8 protein-coding genes are annotated in these 12,117 nt (G+C 50.9%); 3 read left to right on the forward strand and 5 right to left on the reverse strand.

Features of this window, described 5'->3' with window-relative positions:
- Together GOX53_RS29505 and GOX53_RS24160 are read left to right on the forward strand one after the other, a co-directional pair.
- A partial coding sequence (locus GOX53_RS29505) for a serine protease (protein ID WP_217351907.1) occupies nt 1–957 on the forward strand: 957 nt, incomplete at its 5' end.
- Nucleotides 861–1,496: a TnsA endonuclease N-terminal domain-containing protein gene (locus GOX53_RS24160; RefSeq protein WP_217351908.1), complete on the forward strand. Its 636-nt coding sequence runs from the start codon at nt 861–863 to the stop codon at nt 1,494–1,496. The genes GOX53_RS29505 and GOX53_RS24160, both read left to right, overlap by 97 nt.
- A 122-nt stretch (nt 1,497–1,618) precedes the next feature.
- Here GOX53_RS24160 and GOX53_RS24165 read toward each other — a convergent pair whose 3' ends face one another.
- From GOX53_RS24165 to GOX53_RS24180, 4 genes are all read right to left on the reverse strand, one after another.
- Nucleotides 1,619–1,987, reverse strand: coding sequence for a transposase (locus GOX53_RS24165; protein WP_171180998.1), 369 nt, complete (start codon nt 1,985–1,987; stop codon nt 1,619–1,621).
- A gap of 622 nt (nt 1,988–2,609) precedes the next feature.
- Nucleotides 2,610–4,295: a thiamine pyrophosphate-dependent enzyme gene (locus GOX53_RS24170; RefSeq protein WP_171180999.1), complete on the reverse strand. Its 1,686-nt coding sequence runs from the start codon at nt 4,293–4,295 to the stop codon at nt 2,610–2,612.
- 17 nt (nt 4,296–4,312) lie between these two features.
- A complete protein-coding gene (locus GOX53_RS24175) occupies nt 4,313–5,236 on the reverse strand; it encodes an inositol monophosphatase (protein ID WP_371810426.1) in 924 nt (307 codons plus the stop codon).
- A gap of 12 nt (nt 5,237–5,248) precedes the next feature.
- Entirely contained in the window at nt 5,249–6,250 is a 1,002-nt protein-coding gene (locus tag GOX53_RS24180; RefSeq protein ID WP_171181001.1) for a hypothetical protein, read from the reverse strand.
- Nucleotides 6,251–7,112: 862 nt separating this feature from the next.
- Between GOX53_RS24180 and GOX53_RS24185 the strand changes: the two genes are divergently transcribed.
- Nucleotides 7,113–10,169: a pentapeptide repeat-containing protein gene (locus tag GOX53_RS24185; protein ID WP_171181006.1), complete on the forward strand. Its 3,057-nt coding sequence runs from the start codon at nt 7,113–7,115 to the stop codon at nt 10,167–10,169.
- 522 nt (nt 10,170–10,691) lie between these two features.
- On the opposite strand, the gene GOX53_RS24190 is transcribed toward GOX53_RS24185, so the two are convergent.
- Nucleotides 10,692–11,837, reverse strand: a complete 1,146-nt coding sequence (locus tag GOX53_RS24190) for a site-specific integrase (protein WP_171181008.1) — start codon at nt 11,835–11,837, stop codon at nt 10,692–10,694.
- Between the last annotated feature and the right edge of the window lie 280 nt (nt 11,838–12,117).

Raw genomic sequence — 12,117 nt, forward strand, 5'->3', positions numbered from 1 at the left:
CACACTGACAACCATTTGGGAATCCCCCGATTCAAGTTTTCGGCGGGATGCTTTAGCTCCCGAGATTTGGAACTTGCCCAAGAGCGAATTATTGGAGCTGTGGATTTCAGGGACCTGCCGGGATCGGTTGCCGAGGAACATGCCGGGAGAGCCGTCTGCCGTGTTTGCCAATTGGGAGTTGACGGCACTCATCGCGGCTTTGGAACTGGTTTCCTTATTGCGCCTGGGTTGATGATGACCAATCATCATGTTTTCGAGAACGCATCAGATACACAGAATTGCGGTGCACAATTTGGCTACGAACGCAAACAGGGTGCTTTGAACACCGGCGAGACATTTGAGTTCGATGCCGCACGGTTCTTTGTCTCCGACAAGGATCTCGATTACGCGATTGTGGCCGTTAAATCGACAAGTCTCGACGGCACTTCCCTGTCGAGATGGGGCCACCAGAAGCTCATTGGCGAAACCGGAAAAATCCTGATCGGGCATCCGATATCAATTATTCAACATCCCAATGGCGGACCCAAGAAGTACGCTTCAACCAACAATCTGGTAGTGGATCGACTACCCGATTTTCTTCATTACACAACGGATACAGAACCGGGGTCTTCGGGTTCGCCCTGCTATAACAACGTTTGGGAGGTTGTAGTCCTGCATCACGCTGGAGTTCCTGAGATCATAAACGGCAGGGTCATGAACCGCATTGGTCAACCTTGGAATCGCGCTCAAGGCGATGACATGATCAACTGGATCGCAAATGAAGGTGTGCGCGTCAGCCGAATACTGTCTCACCTGGCATCACAGTCTCTGACGGAACCATGCTTGTTTCCGAAGTCGCGCGGTATTTGGGGCGAAGCCCGTTGGAAATCGAAGCGATCCTTCAGTCCACCGGTGAAGGCATCCAAAACATCCTCGACGCGATCAACGAGTACAACGAATTGCTCTACGACGTGGTGATCCCGCGTCTCTTTGGGCTCTTGTATGAATTGGAGCAACACGAGATCACAGAAGAGCATGATGTCGAACTCGTGCGATTGCCGGAGAATGGCTCATACTCCGTAATGGCTGATCCAAAGCTGGTGGTGAGAGATGACGATGTCGAAGATGGGCTTGTTTCCTCGAAATCGTTCCACCTGGATACATATGCCTTTGACTCGCGGCCAGAGCAGACCCTCTTTTTGGATTTGATCCGGGAAGGAGCCGTCAAAAAACTGTACTTTACCGGGATGCTTACCCATGGCCAGTCTGAGTTTTTCATCCAGTATGTGGATCCGGAATCAAGAATTGTCCGAAGCTACTATCCTGATTTCTTGTTCGAAAAAGACGACGGCTCTTACGTGATCGTTGAGGTGAAAGGCGACAACATGATCGACGATCCGATTGTGCAGGCCAAACGTGAGTATGCTGAGCAGATGGCTGACGCATCTGGCATGGAATATGAGATCATAAAAGGTACTGACGCCGACGCTCATAATTTCAGATTTTTGCTTTCTTAGCTCTTCGAATAAGATTTCTGAGGTTGGAGTTGCGTGACGGCCAAAGTCTGCTCATGGCGTTCAGACCTCCAGCACAAACGCCGGATCGAAATCCTCCTCCTCACCCGGATATCCTCGATGGTTCATAACGAACCGGATTGGTCCATGACCCCCTTCGCCGTCCCAACTCCTGTTTTCGTGGCTGTCGCCGCATCCAGACGGACAACGATGTCCCCGCAGGTGATCTCAACTTGAGACACCACGGCGGCCCATGGTTCGGGATCAATCGGCTCAATCACCACCGGCGCAAACTCCGCCCCCGCCAGATCAGGCACCAGCAGCTTGCCTTCCTTTGCCAACCGCCGCCATGACGATAGATGATTGGGCCTCAGATCAAGCCGCCGCGCAACTTCGGTGACCGTCACGCCCGGCACAGGCGTTTCCGCGACAACCTGGCCCTTGTATTCATCCGACCACCGCCGCTTGCCGGACAGGCCAACCATGACCTCCATCCGGCAAATCTCCTCCATATGGTGCTCTATATATCCTCCCAATCCCACCTCCATTGCCAAACCACTCTCGGCAACAGACTCGCAGATCAGGAAACCATTAAGAAGGTGAGGTCAAAACAGCGCTTACGAATGAGGGCCCAGAATTAGCAACCTAAGAACACCAAACACTCAGGGGTCAAGAAGGCTCGCATACGTCAGTTTTCCACGCACTCAAGAAAACTTGTGCATCCTGCTCTTCACACCTATCCCAAAGGATTTCCAAAAAGAAATGATTGGCTGCGGGTTATTCGAAGAAGAGCAGATCGAGTTTGCGTAATAGCACCTCCTCTAAAATAAAAACCTATATGGGATTCGAACTCAAAGGGCGGATGACAATAGGACTGTTATTAGATTCGTGGTTCAAACCGAAGTACTCGAACCTACGAGGCCAAAAGCACCACAATAACTTCAATTTCTACATCAGTTATCATATTGACATGACACCTAAATGGCGAATCTTGATCACCTGCCTGTATCTCGATATCCAACTTCGTCAGATATAGCGAACGATAGAAGGCGAACGCATCCAATGACATCTAGAGATTGTGCAGCAAGTGTGTGGGCGATTGGTGGCTACGGGAAACTATTCATCCAATCCGCTTGTCTCCCAAATCCCTGACCAAAAATCGCTTCCAGCGTCAATCTTGAGATGAACTAGTGTAGGTCCTTTCGCTTGGAATGCTGCGTAAAGTGCACGCGTGAACTCAGTAGTTTGTGTGTAGTGCACCGACCAAGTCCTAATCCCGAGGCCTTCAGCTGCATCAACACAGGAAAACGATGTAGGGTTCTCTAGGTAGGTGTGTCGGCCAGCAGGCTGTTCCAGCGAATCCAGCTGCTTTGCGAGCGATACACTTCGACCGTTGTCGCAAACTATAAAGACGATACGTACATTTTCTTCCTTGCAGGAGATAAGTCCTTGAATCCCATTGACAAATGCCTGATCTCCCAACAAGCAAATTACACTCCGACCCGGGTTCGCCAACGAAAAACCGCAGGAGAATGCTATTCCGCCTCCCACAAAACCACTATGATCACCAATTACCTGAACACCCCTTGGCAAAAGGTCGTAATGTTCTCTAACAAGCCCTCCAAACATTTGACTATCATCGATGACGGTCGGTGAACGTACGGTCCCCAAAAAATCTCCAAGACAACCAACAACTGCAGCCTGCCTTGAGCTACCAGACTTCTTAAGTTGAACTGGCGAAATGTGGCTTACCTGCCGATCTTGGGGTAACCTATTTGAAAGAGACGCCAATACCTCAACAACTGAACCCTCAATCAATACATCATGCTCGTTGAGATATTCATTCTTTCGTGTCATTCTTGCATTCGATGTAATTGCTATCTTTCTACACTCGGGTAACGAACCGACGACTCGAGGATACATGTTGCGATCCTCAATTGTTATTAGGAGGTCGCATTTGTTCAATATCGAACGCTGCTCTCTCGTGTCCAAGTAACCAATGAAGGAGGGTACACGGTCAAGGCTTATCCTTTGGAACAACATTGGACCACGTTGATATTTCACCTGAAGAACTTGAGCGTCTGCCCGCTGCGCAAACTCCGCAAGAACTAACTCAAAATCCTCCAATCTCAAGGCAAAGTCATCTACAATGATGAGAATGTTCTCAGCGACCGCAAGCATTTTTTCAGCTAGCTGGAAGGACTGAGTCTTTCTTCGCGGTCCACAGCTCTCAAATTTGAGCCCCTCTTGAATAGCTTTTTCCGAAATCCACCTTAACTCGGAAACATCCTGAGGCAACCCCAGCAACACCGGGCCCTTTGGGTTCTCTTCCGCGCATCTAAATGCAGATGCGGATTTGTTAACGAATTCTGCATCGTCCACATTGGGTGGGCCAGGCAATTCAAAATATGAACGTGAAAAGTGACCCATAGCACTAAGTAAATTAGGTTCGCCGTGCGGAGGCAAAAATCGAACTGAATGTGTTGAAGGCAAGCCGACAATATGGACGCCACCTATTTCATTTCTGTTCGCACACCCAATTGCACCTGCAGCATTGGTCAAACCTCGAGCAGCATGTAGCACCGAAACTGCGTGATTGGGGATATTCCAAGAAGCACCTGCCGCCATGAATGCGCTCTCGCGGTCCCCCCGTCCATTTATCAGATTGATCCCGTCCGCAGTATCATACTCTCCGCACAACGCTAATTCTGACGTGCCTGGGTAAGCAAAGGCATATGTTGCTCCAAAGCGCACGGAGATCGAAACAATGGCCTGCGCTCCAGTTAATATCGCTTCCGTCAACCTTCAGTACCTAACAATCAGTTCAGCTTAGAAGCGATTGATTTCGCCAATACTTCGCTAGATGCCGAAACAAATTTCTGCCTTTTTCTCATTGCGCATCGCATGCCTTCGAGACTGGACGGTAGCGACAATGACAGCTTGTTGCCAGCGAGATCTACCACCGTCCCTCCTGATGCCTCAAGGATGAAATGTCCAGGATACAGGTCCCACAACCAAAAGCCTTTGGCGATTTCAATAAATGCGTCTGTTCCTCCCGATGCAACGTGACATAAGCCAGCAGAACCAAAGTCGATCCCTATGCGCCCACGTCTTTGTCCGTCTGCGTTTTCCTCTGCCAAAGCATTGAGTAGATCATTCTCCAATGCAACCACGTTAAATCGCTCCTTGGGCCGCATAAAGTAACTTGTCAAAATTGCCTGGTTGATCGCAACGTCTCTTTTGCACTTTAGCTCGTGAACCGCGCCACTCCTTGTTCTCGCAAATGCAACTTCGCGACCGTCGTTCGTGATTGCGCCGCAATAAAGGCGAATTTCATGAAACATGTCACCAACAACTGCCACGATTGGCCGCTTTTGTTGTATCGAATACACCGCCACTTGCGTGTACCCATTTAACCCACGCACAGCGAGCTCGCTAGTATCGAGTGGGTCAATTATCGCTATGAATTCTGGGGAGCCTGATCGATTTTCGGTAAGATATTCTGCGTCGCCTTCTTCAGATGCATAAATACACTCGGGGATAATTTTGGCGATCTCTCTTCGATACACCTCATGCAACTCAATATCAATAGCCGACAAAAAGTTGTCACTGTGTCTTCTATTGAACATCTCCGATCTATCCTGGTCCATTGCGAGATGGATTAGTCTCTTCGAGTACTTTTGAATTATATTTTCCACGAGCTCGCAGACGCTATTTACGATAGTAGGGAAATATTTTTCCATTTTTTAACACACCTATTTCAGATCCAGCGGGGGCTCAATTCCAGGTGGGTGCATCGTACAGGCGATAAACACCTCTTCCAAACGAATTTGAGGCAAAAATGATGCAGACGCAAGTTCTGAGAGGGACTTAATGCGCAGGTCTTCACATTCTGTCATTGCTCCAAATACAGAAAAGTATATGGAAGGGTCATTATATCTCTCTCGCAGCTCTTTTACAATTTTGGGAAGAACCTCTGCGTGCTTTATCTCAAAATCGCAGAGCATTATTGCCGGGTTTCGCTTGATGTTGGGAAATATGGAATGCTCTCTGTCAATCTGGAGCCTTCCTCGGTACATGCCGCACCGAACGTGACCTAGATGTACTCTTTTTAGAACTGAGTAGTTTAGAAACGTCGCCATTGCGAGCCCGGCATCATTAATGCCAATGCAAGCATCTACAGTTACATGATATCCAACGTTTCGGATTTGATGGGCAAGCAACTCTATGCCTTCTCCAAAGGTCTGCCAATTGAGAAGTCTCAAACGGAAGGGGTCTGGGTTAGGCATTGTACGGACTCTTCGAACGCTACCGGTGGCACCCAAGGCAAGAATGAATGCCTCACCCATTTGGGAAAACGAGTGTGTGACGGGTTGCTGCCTAGAGGATCCTGTCCCAAGGGTTTCATAAGTCCCCTTCGCGTAAACGTTGTTACGAGGAGTGTACCCAAGTGTCGCTAAAACTTGTGAAGGTTTTAATCCTATTGTGCGAATTAGGAGTGAGAAGCGTTCAAATGAAATCTCCTGCAAACGACCCTGTTCGAGTCTTTGAATGTCCTTTTCGCCAATTTTTATCACTTCGCCATTCAGGGTGGACAGCTCACCGGAATTCGATAAGTCAACAAATCGTGTTTGCGTCGGTGCTTGCTCGCGTCTTCGGCCACTGAAGTACTGTTTCAGCAATGTTCCAAATTCGGGATCTTGGCGGATATGCTTCCAGTATTCTTCATCAAATTTATCTTGGTGTGGTGGACGCATGCTTTCTCTCCAGTCGCCTGCATGTTGGCGGTCGGTATATTTATTTCCAAAATCAACGTATCATCGCTACCATACTTTTTTACCGGCGTGAAGTTCAGAGTACTTTAAAAAGAAGTTCGATGCGAGTCATGTACAGAAAGTGGACTCTAAGTGGACAACCTAGACCTGTCTGCGCCTGACCATCCGTTGGGTTGTCATTGGGCTGTTTTAAGCTGGATGGTTTCACCATAGTTCCTCCGCCATGAGTTAAAAGGAGGATGATAATGTGGATTAAAATTCATACGACAATATTGATCTCGGATATTTGTGCAGCCATGGTGAGGGGTGGCTTTTCAGAGCTCAGCCTTTTTCAATCTGCGTCAGTCATTGTTTTTGTGTGCCACTTTGGGCATTTTACGTACTCTTGGGTACGTGCGAAATCAAGGTATTGATGGATAATAGTAAGAAAAGAAGTGGCAAACAGATTTCAGGGGCAGTTTAATAAATTGGTCCGAAGCATTGGCTCTGCCAAGTAGGTGGAAAACTGCTGATCTAGATGGTCGACGTATTTGATTTGAACTCGCAGTCTCTGCTCCGCTCGTGACCGGTTTTGCCGCTATGGATATGTGAACTCTCTCCGGAGGCCCGTGCAGAGAAACAATCTGTTTATCGATCCATCGGACTTTTTCAACACAATCAAAAGGAAACCGACTTTGCAAAATCGAGCAGACGCCGCATGATCGCCCTGTACAGTCGGCCCATAGCTGGAGTTCAAGCGCATCGTAATGTATGGCTGACCCGAGCACAAGCCGACCGGCCCTTTTAAACGCGACATAAATGAACTTACATTAACGTGGCACAAGGGCATTTTAGGGAAAATTGGATGACCATATCCTTTGAAAAACCGCAGATTAATCGGGATTGGATGCGTCCAGTGATGCGCGGCATTCTGGCCGCGATTGAGGCTACGCCCCCTGTAGGCCCCAATATTCATAACATTGTTCTACAGTTAAACGATGCGTTGACAGAACTTGTAGGAAGTGAAACTGACACGCCGTCAAATCGAGCTTGGAACTGGGCCGCGCGGACACTGACGTATGCCAGCGGTGAAATCTTGGCCCAGTCGCGTCGCCTTGCCCCCTTATCCGCGAATAACGAGAAATCAGTTGAGGTGTTCCTCGACGCGGCAACACAATTTGGCGATGCCCAACTTGACAAGTCAACACTCAGAGTACCATCCTGGTCATCGGTCTTTGAACCCGCGAGAGACGCACTTCCTGATCTGTTGCTGACCTCTACGACTGGCCAAAATCTTGATCTGGATACATTAAAAACGCGTTTTGACCGCGCATTGCAGGCCGCATCCAACAGGGTGATTTGCGAAAACCCCGCCTATTTTAAGCCACTCGAAGATGCACTTGTTGGCGTTGGGGGTGAGCTTGCCCGACGCGAGGCGGATTGGGCGCGGCACAACTTCTGGGTCTCGGCGCAGTTTACCGATGAACCCGTCTTTTCACCTGGTACCGACGAGACCGTACCGCTTGCCACTGTCTATCTGCGCTTGCGCTGTTTCTGGAACGAAGAAATCTCAATCGAAACGGATGAAAGCGAAAGGCAAGGGATCAGACGCACGGCCCACGTTTCAAATTTGCATGAGACCTTGCATGAGTGGCTCAAAGGAAGTGCGGGCACAGCTCCTCTCCGCGTTGTTGCAGGCGGTCCTGGCTGCGGCAAATCATCTTTTGCCCGGGCCTTTGCACACGAACTTATGCAAGACACGAACAAACACAGGGTCGCATTGATCAGGTTACAGCATACCCACCTGACTGGCCAACTGGATCGGGACATCGCTGCCTACTTTCACAAATACAACACACTTGTGGCTCAAAAGGGAAACCCCGGTTTACCGCAAAGTCCTCTGGAGTGGCGAAAAGATGATGTCACCCCTTTGCTGTTGATCTTTGATGGGCTGGATGAGTTGACGGCAAATTCAGGGGACGCGGAAAAATACGCAAACGAATTCCTGCTGTCCTTGATGCGCATGCTCCAACCGCTGAACGCGGACGGCCCGCCTGTGCGTGCGCTTGTTCTTGGACGCAATATCGCCTGCGAACAAGCTATGGAAGCCGCAGGTTTGCCTTTGCCTACATTGTTGAACGTTGCGCCAATCGCGCCGGTGACGCGCGAGACATGCGGGCTCGACGCAAACCGCCCGAACGGTGAGCAGGATCTTTTCGATCCAGATGGTCTAATGCAGAAAGACCAGCGTGAAACCTATTGGAAGCAATGGGCGCAAGCCAAGGGACTGGACCCTGACAGTATTCCAGAGCCCGTAACCCATGCAAGTATGTCGGCCCTGAACTTGGAGCCCTTGCTTTTACATCTGCTGATCATATCAAAGTACTGTGGGACAGATTGGGAACGGGCAGCAGATAATCGCAATTTGGTTTACGAGGACATCCTTGAAAAGATCTATGAAAGAAACTGTGGCAAAGGGCATTTTGCGACGCATAACATCACGCGTAACGACTTCTTTGATTTGATGGACGTGCTTGGCCTGGCAGCTTGGCGCGGCAACGGCCGGACGGGGAGCGAAGAGGAGTTTCGAACCGTTCGAAAACTGCACCTCCAAAGAGAAAAGCACTTTCAAAAAATCGGTTCCGCATCCTTGAAATCCATCGCTCTTAATATCCATACGCGTCCCGGTGGCAATGGTGATGACGACGGCTTTGAGTTCATACATAAAAGCCTTGGCGAATTTCTTGCAGCACGAGGCCTGCTTTCTCATACTTGCAAGCTAGCCGACAAACTGGCCGAAGGTTACAAACCTGCGCAAGAGGCTGAGTCCTGGACCAAACTCGTTGCCGGGGCGGAATTGACTCCCTACATTATTCGCTTTCTGTATGATGAGGTTCGCCGCAGGTTAGCACATCCGCGCGCCGCAAAGGTCAAAGATGGATTGACCAAAATGTTGGACTGGGTCATTGAATATGGGTTGCCGGTGCCGAAAGCATTCCCAAGTTTGAATTGGCGAAATCTTGAAACGTACCAACGTTGTGCTGAAAGTGCTCTACTCGCTGTGGCATGTGCATCAGCCTCTGTTATTCCGCTGGAACAGAAAAACAGCGATAGGGCTCTTAGCCCGACCGTCAATATCAATACAAGTATATCTCCTGAAACTGCTATCGCTCTCGTGTGTAGGTTGATTTTTACGCCGAACTTCGCCGTTCGATTGGCTCTTACGCGCATCAATCTGAGCGGGGCGGATCTGGTCGGGGCGGACCTGCGCGGAGTGAACCTGTGCGAAGCGGGCCTGATCGGGGCAACCCTGCGCGAGGCGAACTTGAGCGAGGCGGATCTGATCGGGGCGGACCTGCGTGGGGCTGACCTGCGTGGGGCGAACCTGCGTGCGGCGGATCTGATCGGCGCGGACCTGCGTGGGGCGAACCTTAGCGAGGCGGACCTGCGCGGGGCGGACCTGAGCGAAGCGGGCTTGATCGGAGCGGACCTGCGTGGGGCGAACCTGCGTGCGGCGGATCTGATCGGCGCGGACCTGCGATGGGCGGGCCTGCACGGAGCGAACTTGAGCGTGGCGAACTTGAGCGAGACGAACCTACGCGAGGCGGGCCTGATCGGCGCGAACCTGCGCGGGGCGAACCTGTGCGGGGCGAACCTACGCTGGGCGAACCTGCGTGGAGCGAGCCTGCGCGAAGCAGGCCTGATCGGGGCAAACCTGCGCGGGGCAGATCTCCGGAGGTCGAACCTGTGTGGAGCGGAATGTAGTCGGGTGCACATTCAATTTACTCGGCTGCATTCCGCAAATTTGGATTGTGCGAAAAATCTCACCCAAGCGTCAATCAATTCCGCGCTAGGGGATGAGGAAACCAAACTCCCGAACGGCCTAAAACACCCTGCAATCTGGATGGTGGAGGCCGACTGATAACTCAAGCAGTATTCTTTGTCGCAACCAAAACAACCACAGTTGTACGATGTAGAGATGGTCCACCTCCGACCGTCATTGGGAAAGCCGCGGAGCGTGCATGGCGGTGCAGGTCGAGTCCACTTTGGCTGCGACCGATCCCTGGACGTCGGGCGCGCTACCGAATTGTTCCGACCGTTCCCGCCAACTGGCCTGGGACCAGCGGTCACTCATCGGAAAGTCGATGAACAGCGGTTCCAAAGCGGGGACCTTTGACTCGGAATTGCGATTGGTCCGTTAAAAAAAAGAGCGCCAAACAACCGCTAACTGGAATCAGCGTATTGCTTCTCCGCACCACCCAAAAACCGCTTTGAGTTCTCGGCGCGTTGCTTCAGTATTGCTTTTTACAAGTTCAGCGAGCAACCGAGTGACAACATCGCTCGTTGCAACGTATTGTTTCTAATTTAAAAAATTTTGATTCGCGTAGGGTTCGAACCTGCAATCCACTGATCTGAGGTTTGAAGATCCTCGGTGCCCAAGTGGCTATCGCTCAGAACAGAGAAAGCCCGCCCAAGCGACCATGAGCATTTGACGTTTCTTCAAACGATCGGAGCGTTGATAAGTTCGAACAACATCACTGTCCACCTGGTGTCCCAAGGCGCTTTCTTTCACCTCGTAAGGCGTGTCCGTTTGTTCTTCTGCCCAAGTTCTGAAGGTCGCGCGAAAGCCATGAGGTCTGGCAATGTGACCCTCACGCTTCATGAAGACGGACATCGCCATATCAGACATGGGTTTACCTCGGTAGGACGTGAACAAGTAGGGTCCGCGTTTCTCTGTTCGTACCGTTTCGACAATCCCTATAGCTTCTTCGCTGAGAGGGATGCGGTGTGACCTGCCGCTCTTCGTGCGTTGTGGCCCGAGATGCCAGACACCTTCCTGGAATTCGGTAAACTCCGCAAAGCGTACTTCGCTAGTCCGGGCGACAGTCAACATCAAGAAACGCAGTGCCAGAGGACCCACGCCGGATTTCGTTCTTAGCCGCTGATAAAAGGCGGGGGCTTCTGTGTAGGGCATCGAGGGAATGTGTTGCACTATGTGACGCTGCTTCCCAAGCAGGGCACGGGTCTTTGTGGCAGCCTGGAGGTCGACTTCGAGGCCAAGTGCGGCGGCAAAGTTCAACGTCAGATTTACCCGCTGGAGCGCCTTTTGGGCAGCATTTGGCTTCTTATGCCATAGCGGCTCCAAGGTTTCTCGGAGGAGGTGCTGGTCGATCTCTTCTATTGGGATCTTCCCAAGACGAGGAATGATGTGTGTCTTAAGCGGCGACATCCAACGCCCTGCATCACCATTGCGTTTCAATTCAGCTTTACGGGCTTCGAAGCAGCCAGCAATCGCTTGCTCTAAGGTGAGATGGTTGCGAGTTGATCGAGCTTTCACTCTCTGGACGATTGGGTCTTCGCCATCGCGTAGCGTCTGACGTGCCTCTCGTGCGCGGCGCCTAGCATCGGCTATCGCCACATCTGGCCATGGTCCCAGACCCATTTCGCGGCGTCGGCCACTCACGGTCAGACGCAGCACCCACTTCCCGCAGGTCTTGTTCCGTTTGACAAGCCAAAGGCCTTGACCATCGGAGTGCTTGCCAGCGCCGAGCGACCTGGCTTTCAGTTCACTGAGAGCGTTGTAGTTCATGCGATCAACCTCCGCGTCGAACTTCGCGGTCCCCCTTTTGGTCCCCCTTCGTGCATGCGAAGAAGAGTCACACTATGTGAACCTTTGGTCAAGTGAAACGAGGTAACTATAAGAAAAAAAGGGAAATGTTCTTGTATGGGACGCGGTGAGAAATGCAGGAGATGCATCTCGACCGCACCAAGTTCTTCTGTGAAATGCACAACGATAGGCTTAAGTTCGCGCAATTTAAGAGAATTTTGCTTCCTGCCTTTCTTGCTTCGTTGACTGTAAGCGTAGTTTC

It is taken from the genome of Ruegeria sp. HKCCD8929 (assembly GCF_013031405.1).
Lineage (GTDB): Bacteria > Pseudomonadota > Alphaproteobacteria > Rhodobacterales > Rhodobacteraceae > Ruegeria.